The sequence below is a fragment of the Pseudomonas silesiensis genome (assembly GCF_001661075.1).
Classification (GTDB): domain Bacteria; phylum Pseudomonadota; class Gammaproteobacteria; order Pseudomonadales; family Pseudomonadaceae; genus Aquipseudomonas; species Aquipseudomonas silesiensis.
Map to the genome: position 1 here is coordinate 4,207,401 of NZ_CP014870.1, position 15,645 is coordinate 4,223,045.

Annotated in this window: 14 protein-coding genes and 1 pseudogene; 6 read left to right on the forward strand and 9 right to left on the reverse strand. The window is 61.9% G+C overall.

From position 1 onward, the window contains the following. Positions 1 to 6 precede the first annotated feature (6 nt). The 3 genes and pseudogenes from PMA3_RS18640 to PMA3_RS30950 all read left to right on the forward strand — a co-directional run. A complete protein-coding gene (locus PMA3_RS18640) occupies positions 7 to 879 on the forward strand; it encodes a GNAT family N-acetyltransferase (RefSeq protein WP_064678559.1) in 873 nt (290 codons plus the stop codon). After that, positions 879 to 1,772: a polysaccharide deacetylase family protein gene (locus PMA3_RS18645; protein ID WP_064678560.1), complete on the forward strand. Its 894-nt coding sequence runs from the start codon at positions 879 to 881 to the stop codon at positions 1,770 to 1,772. Before PMA3_RS18640 ends, PMA3_RS18645 begins: the two co-directional genes overlap by 1 nt. A gap of 176 nt (positions 1,773 to 1,948) precedes the next feature. Further along, positions 1,949 to 2,098 (forward strand): annotated as a pseudogene (locus PMA3_RS30950) (DUF2986 domain-containing protein); the annotation flags it as partial. A gap of 115 nt (positions 2,099 to 2,213) precedes the next feature. Here the strand turns inward: PMA3_RS30950 and PMA3_RS18650 are convergent. The 9 genes from PMA3_RS18650 to PMA3_RS18690 all read right to left on the reverse strand — a co-directional run bounded on the left by PMA3_RS18650 (position 2,214) and on the right by PMA3_RS18690 (position 12,126). Then, positions 2,214 to 3,395 carry an acyl-CoA dehydrogenase gene (locus PMA3_RS18650; protein ID WP_064678561.1) on the reverse strand — a complete coding sequence of 394 codons (1,182 nt, stop codon included), beginning with the start codon at positions 3,393 to 3,395 and terminating at the stop codon, positions 2,214 to 2,216. 40 nt (positions 3,396 to 3,435) lie between these two features. After that, entirely contained in the window at positions 3,436 to 4,638 is a 1,203-nt protein-coding gene (locus PMA3_RS18655) for a 3-oxoadipyl-CoA thiolase (RefSeq protein WP_064678562.1), read from the reverse strand. Beyond that, on the reverse strand, positions 4,635 to 6,155 hold the full coding sequence (locus tag PMA3_RS18660; RefSeq protein ID WP_064678563.1) for a 3-hydroxyacyl-CoA dehydrogenase: 1,521 nt from the start codon (positions 6,153 to 6,155) through the stop codon (positions 4,635 to 4,637). Before PMA3_RS18660 ends, PMA3_RS18655 begins: the two co-directional genes overlap by 4 nt. A 9-nt stretch (positions 6,156 to 6,164) precedes the next feature. Beyond that, complete coding sequence (locus PMA3_RS18665) at positions 6,165 to 7,121, reverse strand: electron transfer flavoprotein subunit alpha/FixB family protein (protein ID WP_064678564.1); 957 nt, start codon at positions 7,119 to 7,121, stop codon at positions 6,165 to 6,167. Next, on the reverse strand, positions 7,122 to 7,871 hold the full coding sequence (locus PMA3_RS18670; protein ID WP_064678565.1) for an electron transfer flavoprotein subunit beta/FixA family protein: 750 nt from the start codon (positions 7,869 to 7,871) through the stop codon (positions 7,122 to 7,124). Between the two features lie 51 nt (positions 7,872 to 7,922). Next, a complete protein-coding gene (locus tag PMA3_RS18675) occupies positions 7,923 to 9,065 on the reverse strand; it encodes an acyl-CoA dehydrogenase family protein (RefSeq protein ID WP_064678566.1) in 1,143 nt (380 codons plus the stop codon). Positions 9,066 to 9,077: 12 nt separating this feature from the next. Continuing rightward, positions 9,078 to 10,274 (reverse strand): acyl-CoA dehydrogenase family protein, encoded by a 1,197-nt coding sequence (locus tag PMA3_RS18680; protein ID WP_064678567.1) that lies wholly within the window; start codon positions 10,272 to 10,274, stop codon positions 9,078 to 9,080. A 58-nt stretch (positions 10,275 to 10,332) separates the two neighbouring features. After that, positions 10,333 to 11,286, reverse strand: coding sequence for an enoyl-CoA hydratase/isomerase family protein (locus PMA3_RS18685; protein ID WP_064678568.1), 954 nt, complete (start codon positions 11,284 to 11,286; stop codon positions 10,333 to 10,335). A 63-nt stretch (positions 11,287 to 11,349) separates the two neighbouring features. Beyond that, positions 11,350 to 12,126 carry an enoyl-CoA hydratase gene (locus tag PMA3_RS18690; protein ID WP_064678569.1) on the reverse strand — a complete coding sequence of 259 codons (777 nt, stop codon included), beginning with the start codon at positions 12,124 to 12,126 and terminating at the stop codon, positions 11,350 to 11,352. A gap of 211 nt (positions 12,127 to 12,337) precedes the next feature. Between PMA3_RS18690 and PMA3_RS18695 the strand changes: the two genes are divergently transcribed. The 3 genes from PMA3_RS18695 to badI are packed head-to-tail and all read left to right on the forward strand — an operon-like array spanning position 12,338 to position 15,621. Next, entirely contained in the window at positions 12,338 to 14,005 is a 1,668-nt protein-coding gene (locus tag PMA3_RS18695; protein ID WP_064678570.1) for an AMP-binding protein, read from the forward strand. Between the two features lie 45 nt (positions 14,006 to 14,050). After that, positions 14,051 to 14,824, forward strand: a complete 774-nt coding sequence (locus PMA3_RS18700) for an SDR family NAD(P)-dependent oxidoreductase (RefSeq protein WP_064678571.1) — start codon at positions 14,051 to 14,053, stop codon at positions 14,822 to 14,824. Positions 14,825 to 14,838: 14 nt separating this feature from the next. After that, a complete protein-coding gene (gene badI / locus PMA3_RS18705) occupies positions 14,839 to 15,621 on the forward strand; it encodes a 2-ketocyclohexanecarboxyl-CoA hydrolase (RefSeq protein ID WP_064678572.1) in 783 nt (260 codons plus the stop codon). The last annotated feature ends 24 nt before the right edge of the window (positions 15,622 to 15,645 follow it).

A 15,645-nucleotide genomic window follows, 5' to 3' on the forward strand; every position in this document is an offset into this window, starting at 1 on the left:
TTCGCGGTGTCGAATCAGCTGGTCATACGCAACATGACCCGGCCCGAGCTGGACGAGCTCGTCGATTGGGCGGCCCGTGAGGGCTGGAATCCAGGCCTTCACGATGCCGAGCTGTTTTGGGCTACGGACCCTGCCGCCTTCATCGCGGCGTACCAGGGCGGCGAATTGATCGGCGGCGGTGCCATCACCTCCTACAATGGCGAATTCGGGTTCATGGGTTTTTTCATCGTCCGGCCTGAATATCGCGGTCAAGGTCTGGGCAATACCCTCTGGCACGCACGCCGAGAACGACTTATCGCGCGCCTGCGCCCAGCCGCGAGCATCGGCATGGACGGCGTCTTCGCGATGCAGGACTACTACGCCAAGGGTGGTTTCGTCTTCTCCCATCGCAACATGCGTTTTCGTGCCGAGATCACCGAACGCCCGACGGCCTCGCAGGTAGACGGCCAGGACATTGTCCCGTTGGCCACCTTCCCGTTCGATCAGGTTGTCGATTACGACCGCACCTGCTTCCCCGCCGCGCGCGCAAGCTTCCTGAGCGGGTGGATAGGCCAAGCCGATGCACTCGCCGTGGGTTGCCGGCGCGCGGGCAGGCTAAGCGGCTATGGCGTAGTAAGGCGTTGCCGGGAAGGCTGCAAGATCGGTCCCTTGTTCGCCGATGACGCCCTGGCAGCCAACGCCCTTTACGCGCGCCTGGCGGAATTTGCGCAGGGTGGCCCGCTGTATCTCGATGCCCCGGAGAATAACCCCGCCGCGATGGCGCTTGTGCACCAACAGGGCATGATCGAGGTGTTCGGCTGCGCACGCATGTACCTCGGCCCTCCTCCGGCTATCGCGCACGAACGTGTGTTCGGCGTCACAACCTTCGAGCTGGGCTGATGGCCGCTCGCGACCTCATCGGTTATGGCGGCTGCCCGCCCCACCCGCGATGGCCCGGTGAGGCGCGCGTCGCGGTCCAGTTCGTACTCAACATTGAAGAAGGCGCAGAGTCATGCATCCTCAATGGCGATGCACAGTCGGAGGCCTGGCTTCACGAGCTACCGGGCCGCCCGCCGCGTGTGGGGGAATCGGACTTGAGCGTCGAGGGCATGTACGAATACGGATCGCGCGCAGGCGTGTGGCGCATTCTGCAGCTGTTCAACGCCCGAGGCCTGCCGCTGACCGCCTTCGCCGTCGGCCGGGCACTGGAACTCACCCCGGCGATTGGCCATGCGCTCTGCGCTGCCGGCCATGAAATTGCCGGGCATGGCTACCGTTGGCTGGACTATCGCGACATGCCTGAAGACCAGGAGCGGCGCCATATCCGCCTCACCCTCGACGTGATCGAACAGATCTGCGGTAAACGCCCCACAGGTTGGTACACAGGCAGGGTCAGCCAGAACACCCGCCGCCTGTTGCGTGAGGAAGGCGGGTTACTCTATAGCTCGGACGCCTACAACGATGATCTGCCCTATTGGCTCCCGGGCTCGCCCGCCCACCTGGTGATCCCCTACACACTGGTCAACAACGACGCCCGCTATCTGCTGCCGAATGGTTTCGCCTGCGGTGAAGACTTCTTCCGGCTGCTCAAGGATGCTTTCGACCTGCTGTGGCAGGAGGGCGTGCAACACCCGAAGATGATGAGCGTCGGCCTGCATGGGCGGATCTCTGGCCATCCTGGTCGTGCGATGGCGCTGGCGCGGTTTCTCGATTACGTACAAGGCCACGACGCGGTGTGGATCTGCCGGCGCGAAGAGATTGCCAGGCACTGGATAGCCCAATTCCCCGCCTGAGTGGTGAGTGGTTCGGATCGGCCTGAGCCGCGCTGATGTATCATTGGCCGCTCTCGCCGGCAGATCCACACCGCGTCGTGGCCTTGAAGAGGGGACGGATTTATTTTCCGTTCGTTGAAATGCGGTCCCCGAAAAAAGGGACCGCTGCACAGCCCGCATGGTGGACTCATTGGCCTTTATTAAAGGCTCACGCCAAAAAGGCCAATGCCAAATTGGCACCGCCAAGCAAGGCTAAATACATCAGTAAAGCGGACCGATTGAAACTGGCTGCAGAATCCAGTGCGGACTCAATCGGTTCCGCCGAGAGCTGCAATAAAGCCGTGTAGCACCGACTGGTTCTACGTTAGCCAATGTCTGCAACGGGTCGACTGCTGCACCTTGCCAGAGGCAGCAATCGACCCAAAAGCGAACATTCGATCACTCCAGGCCGCCCCGCCATCCTTAGAAAAACGCCTGCAGGCCCGTCTGGGCGCGACCGAGGATCAGCGCGTGGACATCGTGAGTGCCTTCATAGGTATTGACCACCTCCAGGTTGACCAGGTGGCGGGCTACGCCGAACTCGTCGCTGATGCCGTTGCCACCGAGCATGTCGCGGGCCATACGGGCGATATCCAGCGATTTGCCGCAGCTGTTGCGCTTCATGATCGAGGTGATTTCCACCGCCGCGGTGCCTTCATCCTTCATCCGGCCGAGGCGCAGGCAGCCCTGCAGGGCCAGGGTGATCTCGGTCTGCATGTCGGCCAGCTTTTTCTGGATCAGTTGGGTCTGTGCCAGGGGGCGACCGAACTGTTTGCGGTCCAGGCAATACTGGCGCGCGGTGTGCCAGCAATCTTCAGCCGCGCCCAGGGCGCCCCAACTGATACCGTAACGGGCAGAGTTGAGGCAGGTGAACGGGCCCTTCAAACCGCGTACATCCGGGAAGGCGTTTTCCTCCGGGCAGAACACGTTGTCCATGACGATCTCGCCGGTGATCGACGCCCGCAGGCCGACCTTGCCGTGAATCGCCGGCGCACTCAGGCCCTGCCAGCCTTTTTCCAGGACAAAACCGCGAATTTCACCCGCGTCGTCTTTGGCCCAGACCACAAATACGTCGGCGATCGGGCTGTTGGTGATCCACATCTTGGAGCCTGTCAGACGGTAGCCGCCTTCTACTTTTTTCGCCCGGGTAATCATCGAGCCCGGATCGGAACCATGGTCGGGTTCGGTCAGGCCAAAGCAACCGATATATTCACCGCTGGCCAGCTTGGGAAGGTATTTCTGCCGGGTCGCTTCGTTGCCGAACTCGTTGATGGGCACCATCACCAGTGACGACTGCACGCTCAGCATCGAACGGTAACCGGAGTCGACACGTTCCACTTCACGGGCGATCAGGCCGTAGCACACATAGTTCAAGCCACTGCCGCCGTAGGCTTCGGGAATGGTCGCGCCCAGCAGGCCGGTTTCACCCATCTCACGGAAGATGGCAGGATCGGTGTGCTCATGACGGAAAGCCTCCAGCACCCGTGGCGCCAGTTTGTCGGCGGCGAACTGCTGGGCGCTATCGCGCACCATGCGTTCTTCTTCGGTGAGTTGCTGATCCAGCAGCAGGGGGTCGATCCAGTTGAAGCTTGCCGAGTTGGCCATGGGGTAATTCTCCGGGTTCGTTCTGGTGTTTTTTTATTGGTTAGTCGAGGCGTTCGATCACGCAGGCAATGCCCTGCCCCAGGCCAATGCACAGGCTGACCAGGGCGTACCGACCGTTGCTGCGTTCCAGCTGACGCACCGCGCTGTAGGCCAGCCGGGCACCCGAGGCACCCAGCGGGTGACCGATGGCAATGGCCCCGCCATTGGGATTCAGGCGTGGATCATCGAACGCCAGATCGAGTCGTTTGGCACAGCCGAGTACCTGCGCAGCGAAGGCTTCGTTGATTTCGATCAGATCCATATCGGCCAGTTGCAGATTGGCGCGCTGCAGTGCCTTGATGATCGCCGGCACCGGGCCAAGCCCCATCAGCCGCGGCTCAACCCCGGCGATGGCTGCGGCCAGGATCCGCGCGCGTGGTTTCAACCCGTATTGCTCGCCGATGGCCTGCGAACCGATCAGCAAGGCGGCCGCTCCGTCGTTCACACCCGAAGCATTGCCGGCAGTAACCACGCCGCCTTCGAACAACGGGCGAAGGCGCGACAAGCTGGCGACGTCGCTGTCGGGACGCGGGTGTTCATCACGCTCCACCCGCTTGGGCGGTTGCTTGCCGCCTTGGGGTACTTCGATGGGCAGGATTTCGCCTGCATGGAAACCGTCCTGCACTGCCGCCTCGAACAGTGCCTGGCTGCGTGCCGCGTAGGTGTCGGCCTGATCGCGAGTGATACCCAGCTCGCGGGCGACGTTATCGGCAGTCTGCGGCATCGTATCGGCACCGAACTGCGCTTCCACTCGAGGATTGGGAAAGCGCGCACCGATCGTGCTGTCGAAGGCACTGAAATCCCGCGAGTAGGCGCTTTGCGCCTTGGCGATCACGAAGGGCGCGCGACTCATGCTCTCCGCTCCGCCGGCAATAAACAGTTCGCCCTGGCCAACGTGCACGGCGCGGGCGGCGTCAAGCACGGCTGCCAGCCCCGAACCGCACAGGCGGTTGACGGTCAGGCCAGCCACCGTAGGCGGCAGGCCCGCCAGCAAGGCCGCGTGACGCCCCAGGTTACGCGCGTCCTCGCCAGCCTGGTTGGTGCAGCCGACAATCAGGTCTTCGTAGTCTTGTGCAGCGAACGGATTACGCGCGACCAAGGCACGAACGACCGAGGCCAGCAGGTCATCGGGGCGCACACTGGCCAGTGCGCCCGCGTGGCGGCCAAAGGGCGAACGCAGACCGTCGTAGATGTAGGCATTCATGCTGATTCCTCAGCAGTGGTCAGGGGCAGGCCGAGCTGTACGCGGCGGCGCAGCCATGGGCTGAGCCGATAACGCGGTTCCTGATAGCAATCGTGCAGTGCCTGCAGGATCTGCTGGATGTTCATGGCGCCATATTGATCGCCGAACCCCAGCGGGCCGTGGGGGTAACCCAGCGCCAGTTGCACCGCACGGTCCAGGGTGGCGGGATCGACGATGCGCCGCTGAGCGATTTCGCATCCCAGGTTGACGATACTGGCCAGCACACGCTGGGCGATGAACCCGGGCGAGTCGTTGATCACCTCCACCGGTACACCATCGGCCCCCAACGCCTGCCGCGCCTGCGCCAGCACGTTGGCATCCAGCCCAGGGTGACGCATCAGCACTCGCCGCCGGTCGAAACCGGCAAAGGTTTCCAGCGCCAGGCTGCGGGCGACAGGTAGTTGCCGGCGGGCGATCGCGCTGCTGGCATCTTCACCCAGCGGCGTCACCAGACAGATAGCATTCGAGCCAGGCTGCTCACCCTGCTCCAGCACCGCACCGGCACTCGACAGCACGGCGCCGATCTTGTCGCGCATCGCAGCGTCTCGGCAGTCCAGCCAGAACGGCTGATTGATAGCCACCGGCGGCAGCTCCACCCGGGCGTCTTCGACCACCCGGCCTTCCTCGTAGCGATAGAACCCCTGCCCGGTCTTGCGTCCGAGCAACCCCGCAGCAAGGCGCGCCGGCACCAGTGACGAGGGAGTGTAGCGCGGATCCTGATAGAACTGGTCGTGGATCGACTCCATCACCGCATGGGAAATGTCCAGGCCGACCAGGTCGAACAATTCGAACGGCCCCATGCGAAAGCCCAGGCAATCCCTGAGAATCCGGTCTATCTGCGCTGGCGTGGCAATACCTTCGGCAAGGATTCGCAGTGCTTCCGGGCCGTAGGCCCGGCCAGCATGATTGACCAGGAACCCAGGCGAATCCGGCGTCACTGCGGCAAAGTGCCCGGCGTGTTGCGCGAGCGCCGACAGCCGTTCGATGACCTGCGTAGCGGTACGCTCCCCGCGGACCACCTCGACAATTTTCATCAGCGTGACCGGATTGAAGAAGTGAAAACCGGCGACCCGCTGAGGATGCTCACAGGCGCTGGCGATCAGGGTGATCGACAGCGACGAGGTGTTGCTGGCCAGAACCGCATCGCGGCTGACCAGTTGCTCCAGTTCCCGGAACAGCTTCTGTTTGGCGTCGAGGTTCTCGACGATGGCCTCGATCAGCAGGTCGCAGCCGGCAAGTTCCTGCAGCGTGTGCGCCGCGCGCATGCGCTCCAGGGTGACGGCCAATACGTCGGCACTGATCTTGCCCTTGGCCGCCGCACGCTCCAGTGATTCTCGATTGTGCATCAGGGCTTGTTCGATCGCTTCGCTGCGGCTGTCATGCAGCAGCACCTCGACACCGGCGCTGGCGAACAACTGGGCAATGCCACGACCCATGGCCCCACTGCCGATTACGCCGATCTGTTTAAACGTGGTCATAAGCATTCCTCAGAGAGCGAGTTCCAGCGCTGGAACAGCCTCGAACAGATCCGCCACCAGGCCGTAATCGGCCACCTGGAAGATCGGCGCTTCTTCGTCCTTGTTGATCGCAACGATCACCTTGGAGTCTTTCATGCCGGCCAAGTGCTGGATCGCGCCGGAGATACCGACTGCGATGTACAGTTGTGGCGCGACGATCTTGCCGGTCTGACCGACCTGCATGTCGTTGGGGACAAACCCTGCGTCGACCGCGGCGCGGGAAGCGCCAACGGCCGCGCCCAGCTTATCGGCCAGGGTGTACAGGTATTTGAAGTTGTCGCCGTTCTGCAGGCCGCGACCGCCGGAAACGACGATCCTGGCAGCGGTCAGTTCCGGACGATCGGACGTGGCCAGCGCTTCGCCAACGAAGCTGGAGATTCCAGCCTCGTAAACGGTTGCCACTGCTTCAATGAGAGCAGCGCCCCCCACCGCGGACACCGGGTCGAAACCGGTGGCCCGCACGGTGATCACTTTGACCGACGCATTTGATTGCACGGTGGCGATGGCGTTACCGGCGTAGATCGGACGCTTGAAGGTATCGGCGCTTTCTACCGAGATGATCTCGGAGATCTGGTCGACGTCGAGCTGCGCCGCAACGCGCGGCAGGATGTTTTTGCCGTTGGAGGTGGCCGGGGCCAGGACATGGCTGTAAATCGTGCGCTGCTCGATCACCAGACTGGCCACCAAGGGTGCAACATTCTCGGGAAGCAGATGGGCATAGGCCGCATGGTCGGCCACCAGCACTTTGGCCACGCCAGCGATGTTCGCCGCGGCTTCAGCCACCGCCCCGACAAAGGCACCGGCCACCAGCAGATGAACCTCACCGCCGATTTTGCCGGCAGCGGCCACGGTGTTCAGCGTGGCCGGGGCCAGCACCTTGTTGTCCTGCGCGTCTTTGGAATAGTCAGCAATCACCAAAATAGTCATTCAGATCACCTTCGCTTCGTTTTTCAGTTTCTCGACCAGTTCAGCCACCGACTTGACCATGATCCCCGCGCTGCGTGCAGCCGGTGCTTCGACTTTCAGGGTGGTGTTGGTGGAGGCGGTGGAAACGCCCAAACCGTCCGCCGTCACGACTTCGAGCGGCTTCTTCTTGGCTTTCATGATGTTGGGCAGGGACGCGTAGCGAGGCTCGTTCAAACGCAGGTCGGTGGTGACGATGGCCGGCAGTTTCAGGGAAACCGTCTGCGCGCCGCCGTCGACTTCGCGAGTCACGGCAACGGAGTCGCCGCTGATTTCGACTTTCGACGCGAAGGTGCCCTGACCGTAGCCGCTCAGTGCAGCGAGCATCTGGCCAGTCTGGTTGTTGTCGCTGTCGATGGCTTGTTTGCCAAGGATCACCAGCTGTGGCTGTTCCTTATCGACAACCGCCTTGAGCAGCTTGGCAACGGCCAGGGAAGTCAGATCTTCAGCGGATTCGACGAGGATGGCGCGATCGGCACCCAGAGCCAGCGCGGTGCGCAGTTGCTCTTGAGCGGTGGTCGGGCCGATGGAGACGACGACGATTTCAGTCGCAACACCTTTCTCTTTCAGGCGTACGGCTTCTTCCACGGCGATTTCGCAGAACGGGTTCATCGACATCTTGACGTTGGCGAGGTCGACGCCGGTATGGTCCGCCTTGACGCGAACCTTGACGTTGTAATCGACCACACGTTTTACCGCGACCAATACTTTCATGATCTGTTCCTGTAGTAGACCGCCAGCGCAGTGTCCGGCCGTAGAGGGGGTTCAGGCGTTGCGCATCAAATCGGCATAAGCCTGCAAATGATGGTCGTCGTCGCCCAACTGGTGGCTGAGCATGACCAGACGCTTGGCATGGTGGGCAAGGTTGTATTCCCAGGTCATGCCGATGCCGCCGTGCAATTGAATCGCTTGCTCGGCGATGAAACGGGCTGCACGAGTGACGACGAACTTGGCGGCGGCCAAACCGCGGCTGCGTTCGTCACTGTCGGGTTCGTCAGCGATACAGGCGGCCAGCGTGGCCATGGAAATCGCCAATTCCAGTTCGCCACGCATGTCGGCCATGCGGTGTTGCAAGACCTGGAACTTGCCGATCGGCGCGTTGAACTGCTGACGGGTTTTCAGATAGTCCAGCGTCAGGCTGAAGGCTTCCTGCATATTGCCGATCGCCTCAGCGCATTGCGCCGCCACCGCCCGCCCTTGCTGGTAACGCAATGCCGCAAGCGCTTGGCCGGCAGGACCCAGCAGGTGATTCTGATCGAGCACGACGCCATCCAGGTACAGGTCGCAGGCGCGTGGGCCATCGATGCACGGGTAATCACGGCGGCGCACACCCGCTGCTTTCGGGTCCAGCAGAAACAGGCTGATGCCGGACTCGTCCAGGGCACCGCCAGCGGTTCGCGCCGACACCAGGATCAGTCCGGCGCTGTGGCCGCCGACCACCGCGCATTTATGCCCGGTCAGGCGCCATCCGCCCTCGACGGCTTCGGCACGGCTCTGCACATCGTGCAGGAGATAGTGGCTCTGGCTTTCTTCCAGTGCCACCGCGAGCTGCAGCTCACCGGTCGCCACTTGCGGCAACCATTGGCCACGCTGGTCCGCACTGCCCAGTTGCTGCAGCAGTCCGGCGCCGTGTATTTGCGACTGAAGATAAGGTTCCAGGCACAGGTTGCGGCCCAGTTCAGTCATCACCAGCATGCTGTCCACGCCACTGCCGCCGAAGCCACCGTATTCCTCGCGAAGGGGTACGGCGCTCAAGCCCAACTCACCGAGCTGGTTCCAGAACTCACGGCTGAACCCCGTCTCGCTGAGGTAAAACTGCTCACGCTGTTCAAAGCTGTAACGGTCGCGCGCTACACGGGCGACGGTGTCTTGCAGCATCTGCTGCTCTTCGCTGAGATTGAAGTCCATGGGGGTGCCTCCTTAGAGCTCAAGAATCATCTTGGCAATGATGTTCTTCTGGATTTCGTTGGAGCCGCCATAGATGGACAGCTTGCGCAGGTTGAAATACTGGCCGGCTGGCGCGGCACTGTAGTCGGAGTGCAACAGCTCACCGGCAAAGGCGTAGTCCAACTCTTCCTCGGCGAAAGGCAAGGCATGCACGCCCAGCACTTTGCGCATCAGGTGGCTGATCGCCTGGCGAATCTCGGAGCCCTTGATCTTCAGGATCGAGCTTTGCGCCCCAGGCACACCACCGCCCTGCACGGCCGCGAGGATGCGCAGTGTGCTCATCTCGATGGCCATCAATTGCATTTCCACTTCGGCAATTTGCAGGCGAAACAGCGGGTCATCCAGCAGCGGCAGGCCGTTACGCAATTCCCGGGATGCGACCGATTTGAGTTGCGCCAGCGCTGCCTTGGACTGGGCAATGCCCGCCTGGCCGGTGCGCTCGTGGGTCAACAGGAACTTGGCGCAGGTCCAGCCCTTGTTTTCTTCACCCACCAGGTTGGCGACGGGCACGCGCACGTTGTCGAAGAACACTTCGTTGACTTCGTGGTCACCCTCCAGAGTGATGATGGGCCGCACGGTGACGCCTGGCGTCGCCATATCGATCAATAGAAAGGAAATGCCGCGCTGCTGCTGGGCTTGCGGGTCAGTGCGCACCAGGCAGAAAATCATGTTGGCGTGCTGACCGAGGGTGGTCCAGGTTTTCTGGCCATTGACCACGTAGTGGTCGCCATCCAGCACGGCGCGGCTCTTCAGGCTGGCCAGGTCGGAACCGGCTCCCGGCTCGGAGTAACCCTGGCACCACCAGTCTTCCCCGGACAGGATGCGCGGCAGGTAATGGGCCTTTTGCGCCTCAGTGCCGAACTTCATGATCACCGGGGCGACCATGTTGACCCCGAACGAGATCAACCGCGGTGCACCGAACGCGGCGCACTCCTCCTCGAAGATGTGTCGCTGCACCACGCTCCAGCCAGTACCACCCTGCTCTACCGGCCAATTGGCGGCGTACCAGCCGCGCCTGGCCAGCACCCGTTGCCAGCGCAGGTGGTCTGCCTTGTCGAGATGCTTGCCGAGGCGCACTTTTGCAGCGATGTCCTCAGGTACGGCAGCGCTGAGGAAGGCGCGTACCTCATCGCGAAACTCAAGTTCGGCGGGGGTGTAGTTGATGTCCATGCAAAGTCCTCGATGGGGATGGGGCCAGCGTCAGGCTGGCCGGCCGCAAGCGACCTGTTCAGCCTTGCTGATCCAGCTCGGCAACTGTCTTGCTTTCGGCGGCCAGGCGTTCCTGTCGTGGCGCCGGTGGTTTGCAGGGGGTAACCGCTGCATCGGGCCCCACCGCTTTAGCCGCTTGACGCTGCGCGAAAAATGCCTGGATCAACGCTTCGCGTTGGGGCGACGCCATGCACTCGAGGAACAGCGTGCGTTCACGCTGCAGGCCCTCGCTTAAAGGCAGTGCGATCGCCGCTTCGATGGCGGCAATGCAGCGTATCGGCGAGAACGACGCTGGCTGGCTGCGTTGCACCTCATCGCGCTTGGCCATGAGCAACTCGGCAGTGCTGCCGACACCCGCCGGTATCGAGGCATGGCCACTGCGACGTGGCTTCACGCCTTGCGCCAACAACTGCGCGGCATACGCCAGGCCAGCGGCCAACGGCTCACCCTCATACACCTCATCGACAATGGCGTGACGCTTGGCCTCCACCGCGCTGATCGGCTCTCCACCCACGATCATCTCCAGTGCCTTGGCGACACCGGCCAGGCGTGGCAACCGCTGGGTCCCGCCGGCACCCGGCAACAGCCCCAGCTTGACCTCTGGCAGCCCGACTTTGGCGTTGACCTCGATGATGCGGTAATGACAGGCCAGCGCCACTTCAAGACCGCCGCCCAACACCGAGCCATGCAGCACGGCCAGTGACGGCTTGGTGAAGTTTTCCAGGGACAGGGTGACGTCCGGCAGGATCGGCGCTTGCGGTGGTTTGCCAAACTCGCGGATATCGGCACCGGCAATGAAGGTCCTGCCTGCGCAATACAGCAACACCAGCTTGATCCCGGGATCCCGCTCGACGGCGTTGAACGCGGCCAGCAAGCCTGCGCGTACGCTGTGGCCAAGGGCATTGACCGGCGGATTATTGATGCACACAACAGCTATCGCCCCTTCGCGGGACCACTGCACGGGAGATGACATCGGGTAACTCCTGCAAGCGTTTCGCCTGCTTTTATTGTTGTTCTGACCGGGCAAAAAATGCGTTCAACGGTGTTTCCACAGTGGTTTTCGCTTCTGAACGAACGCCTGCATGCCTTCCTTCTGATCTTCGCTGGCAAAGCAGGCGTGCAGCAGGCGCCGCTCAAAATGCACCCCCTCGGCCAGGGTGGTTTCAAAGGCGCGATCGACCGCTTCTTTATTGAGCCTGACGGCCATCGCCGAAAATTCGGCGATCTGCCGGGCGATCTGCAGTGCTTCGTCTAAAAGGCTCGCCGCCGGCACGACGCGGCTGACCAACCCGCTGCGCTCCGCTTCGGCCGCATCCATCGTGCGCCCGGTCAGGCACAGGTCCATGGTCTTGGCCTTGCCTATCGCGCGGGCCAAACGCTGGGTACCGCCGGCACCCGGCAGCGTGCCGACCTTCACTTCCGGCTGACCGAAACGCGCACTGTCGGCGGCAATGATCAGGTCGCACATCATCGCCAGCTCGCAACCGCCACCCAACGCCAGGCCGCCGACCGCGGCGATCACCGGTTTGCGGCAGCGAGTCACCTCCTCCCAGTTCGCCGTCACAAAGTTATCCAGATAGACGTCAGCGAACCCCTTGAACTGCAACTCGACGATATCGGCACCGGCGGCGAAGGCCTTGTCGTTACCGGTAATCACCATGGCGCGGATGCCGTCATCCCGCTCGAAGGCACGCAATGCCTCGCCCAACTCACTCATCAGCGCGTCACTCAACGCATTGTGCATTGCGGGTCGATTGAGCCGGATCAGACCGACGCTCTCATGACGCTCCACCAAAATATTGTCGTAGGGCATGACGTTCACCACTCCTTCCTGACTGCGGCAAGCCGCATGAGCCGAAGATCCGTTGCACGGCTTCGGTCGCTTGCAGCCGAGTCTATCGACATCAAAAAATAAAGACAACATGTTGACATATTAAAAATAGAGCGCGTATCTTCGCCTCCATCAGAAAGCGAAAGCTCTCGCAGAAAAACAACAACAAACCGCCTATTCACTGGTGCTGATAATGACTACAAAGATAAACATGCAGCCAGAACGACGTTTCGCCATGCTTGAGTCAGGCGCATGGAGTGACAATATCATTACAGACTATCTGGATCAGGCAGTGCTCACCGCTCCAGACTCGGTAGCGGTGATTGCCTACCGGGTGAACGAGGATGAACGTCAGGCTTTCAGCTACCGCGAACTGGATCGCCTGGTGACTCGCATGGCGGCGGGTCTGGCGGGTCTGGGTGTAGCCAAGTCAGACGTGGTGTCCTGCCAGTTGCCAAACGGGTGGCAGATCACGGCGCTGCATCTGGCCTGCGTGCGTATCGGCGCGATTCTCAATCCTCTGATGCCGATTTTTCGTGAGCGCGAGCTCGCCTTCATGCTCGGCCACGCACAGAGCCGGGTGCTGGTGATCCCGCATCACTTCAGAGGGTTCGATTACGCCGCCATGGTCCAGGGAATGCGCGGCGAGTTGCCCGCCCTCGAGCATGTGCTAGTGATCGGTGGCGACCACAGCGCTGACAGTTTCGAGCAGGTCTTGATGCAACGTGCCTGGGAGGAAGAAACAGACACTGCGGCGTTGTTTGCCGACCGCCGCCTGGGCGGTGACGATGTCGTGCAGCTGCTGTACACCTCGGGCACGACCGGCGAGCCCAAGGGGGTATTGCACACCTCCAACACCCTGCTCAGCAACGTACGCCCCTATGCCGAACGCTTGCAGCTGGGGTCTGAAGATATCGTTTTCATGGCCTCGCCCATCGCGCACCAGACCGGTTTCCTCTACGGGCTGATGATGCCGATTTACCTGAAGAGCACCACGGTGCTGCAGGATATCTGGGATGCCCGCTTCGCGGTAAAAGTCATCGAAGCCGAGCGGCCGACCTTCACCATGGCGTCGACACCGTTCCTGACCGATCTGATCGATATTGCCCCCGATCACGGCGAAGCGCTGTCATCGCTGCGGACCTTCGTTGCCGCGGGAGCCCCTATCCCAGGCGCCCTGGTAGAAAAGGCCGGTACGGCGGTCAATGCCAAGGTGATTTCCGCCTGGGGAATGACCGAGAGTGGCGCGGTGACCATGACCCGCCCGCACGACGATGCCCGGTGCGCCATTCATACCGATGGCCTGTCCCTGCCGTTCATGGAGGTGAACATCGTCGATGAGGATGGCCTAGAAGTCCCCCGCGACACCGAAGGTAACTTGTTGGTCCGTGGCGGCAGCCTGTTCGTCGGCTATCTCAAGCGCCCCGAGCTCTACGGCGTGGATGACCAAGGCTGGTTCGCTACCGGCGACCTGGCACGCATGAACGAACAGGGTTACATCCGCATCACGGGTCGCACCAAGGATGTGGTGATTCGCGGCGGCGAAAACATTCCCGTGGTGGAGATCGAGAACCTGCTCTACAAGCACCCGGCCATTGCCGCCGTGGCCCTGGTCGGCTGCCCGGACCCACGCCTGGGTGAGCGCCTGTGCGCCTATGTGACGCTGCACAACGGCCACACCAGCCTGACGCTGGCAGAAGTGGTGAGCTTCCTCCTGCAACAGCGCCTGACCAAGAACTACCTGCCCGAATACCTGGAAGTGCTGCCGGCCTTGCCGCGCACCCCTTCGGGAAAAATCCAGAAATTCAAATTGCGCGAACTGGCCATGGATATCCGGCTGGATTCAGCCACGCGCCAATGATTGGCAATGCCCGCAAATCAATCAAAACAAGATGAGGACTGCTGCATGAAAGGTCTTATTGGAAGAACCGTAATCATCACCGGCGGCGGTGGCGGCATCGGTCGCGCCGTCAGCCTGCGCTTCGCTGCCGAAGGTTGCCTGGTCGCCGTACTCGATCGCGATGCCGCTGCCGCACAAACCACCGTCGACCTGATCAACGAAGCGGACAGCAAGGCCAAGGCCAAGGCTTACGCCGCCGACATCACCGATTACGCCGCCATCGTCGACACCGTCGCGGCCATTGAAAAAGACCTGGGTGTACCGACCGTACTGGTCAACAACGCGGGCTTCGACCGTTTCATGCCATTCCTCAAAACCGAGCCGGCGATGTGGCAACAGTTGATCTCGATCAACCTGACCGGGGCGCTGAACATGCACCACGTGGTCCTGCCGAAGATGCTTGAAGCGGGGGGCGGCAAGGTCATCAACGTAGCTTCCGATGCGGCCCGTGTCGGCTCCTCCGGCGAAGCCGTTTACGCCGCCTGCAAGGCGGGACTGGTGGGCCTGTCGAAAGCCCTGGCACGAGAACTGGCGACCAAAAACATCAACTTCAATGTGGTCTGCCCCGGCCCGACCGATACCGCCCTGCTCAAAAGCGTAGCGGCGACCTCGAGCAACCCGGAAAAGCTGATGGAAGCCTTCAAGAATGCCGTGCCGATGCGCCGCCTCGGTCAGCCGGAAGACTACCCGGGGATCATCGCCCTGCTTGCCAGTGACGACGCCAACTTCATCACCGGACAGGTTATTTCCGTGTCCGGCGGCCTGACCATGGCCGGTTAACCAGGAGAATTCCCATGCATTACGAAGACATTCTGTACACCGAAGTCGAAGGTGTTGCGACCATCACCATCAACCGTCCGGATCGCTACAACGCGTTCCGCGGCCAGACCTGCATGGAGCTGATCCACGCCTTCAACCGTGCTGGCTGGAACAAGGAAGTGGGCGTCATCGTGTTCACCGGTGCCGGCGACAAGGCGTTCTGCACCGGCGGCGACCAGGGGGCCCATGAAGGCCAGTACGATGGCCGCGGCCTGATCGGTCTGCCGGTAGAAGAATTGCAGGGCTTGATCCGTGAAGTGCCCAAGCCAGTGATCGCACGTGTCAACGGCTTTGCCATCGGCGGCGGTCACGTCCTGCACGTCGTCTGCGACCTGACCATCGCCTCTGAAAAAGCCGTCTTCGGCCAGGTCGGCCCGAAAGTCGGCTCGGTTGATCCCGGCTTCGGCACGGCCTATCTGGGGCGCATCATCGGCGAAAAACGCGCCCGCGAGATTTGGTACCTGTGCCGCAAATACAGCGCCCGGCAAGCGTACGACTGGGGCCTGGTCAACGCGGTCGTGCCCCATGAGGAACTGGATGCCGAAGTGCAGAAATGGTGTGACGAGATTCTCGAGAAGAGTCCGACCGCCCTCACCATCGCCAAGCGCTCATTCAACGCCGACAGCGCCAACATTGCCGGCATCGGAGCCCTCGGCATGCAGGCCCTGAGCCTGTACTACGACACCGAAGAATCCAAGGAAGGCGTCGCCGCTTTCAAGGAAAAACGTAAGCCAGAGTTCCGCAAATTCTACAAGTGACCCTATTACCGGCAGCTGATCCGC

Bases quoted from the DNA above. Each gene is read 5' to 3' on its own strand.
- PMA3_RS18645 (WP_064678560.1), top strand. From the start codon at position 879: ATGGCCGCTCGCGACCTCATCGGTTATGGCGGCTGCCCGCCCCACCCG.
- PMA3_RS18650 (WP_064678561.1), bottom strand. From the start codon at position 3,395: ATGGCCAACTCGGCAAGCTTCAACTGGATCGACCCCCTGCTGCTGGAT.
- PMA3_RS18655 (WP_064678562.1), bottom strand. From the start codon at position 4,638: ATGAATGCCTACATCTACGACGGTCTGCGTTCGCCCTTTGGCCGCCAC.
- PMA3_RS18660 (WP_064678563.1), bottom strand. From the start codon at position 6,155: ATGACCACGTTTAAACAGATCGGCGTAATCGGCAGTGGGGCCATGGGT.
- PMA3_RS18665 (WP_064678564.1), bottom strand. From the start codon at position 7,121: ATGACTATTTTGGTGATTGCTGACTATTCCAAAGACGCGCAGGACAAC.
- PMA3_RS18670 (WP_064678565.1), bottom strand. From the start codon at position 7,871: ATGAAAGTATTGGTCGCGGTAAAACGTGTGGTCGATTACAACGTCAAG.
- PMA3_RS18675 (WP_064678566.1), bottom strand. From the start codon at position 9,065: ATGGACTTCAATCTCAGCGAAGAGCAGCAGATGCTGCAAGACACCGTC.
- PMA3_RS18680 (WP_064678567.1), bottom strand. From the start codon at position 10,274: ATGGACATCAACTACACCCCCGCCGAACTTGAGTTTCGCGATGAGGTA.
- PMA3_RS18685 (WP_064678568.1), bottom strand. From the start codon at position 11,286: ATGTCATCTCCCGTGCAGTGGTCCCGCGAAGGGGCGATAGCTGTTGTG.
- PMA3_RS18690 (WP_064678569.1), bottom strand. From the start codon at position 12,126: ATGCCCTACGACAATATTTTGGTGGAGCGTCATGAGAGCGTCGGTCTG.
- PMA3_RS18695 (WP_064678570.1), top strand. From the start codon at position 12,338: ATGACTACAAAGATAAACATGCAGCCAGAACGACGTTTCGCCATGCTT.
- PMA3_RS18700 (WP_064678571.1), top strand. From the start codon at position 14,051: ATGAAAGGTCTTATTGGAAGAACCGTAATCATCACCGGCGGCGGTGGC.
- badI (WP_064678572.1), top strand. From the start codon at position 14,839: ATGCATTACGAAGACATTCTGTACACCGAAGTCGAAGGTGTTGCGACC.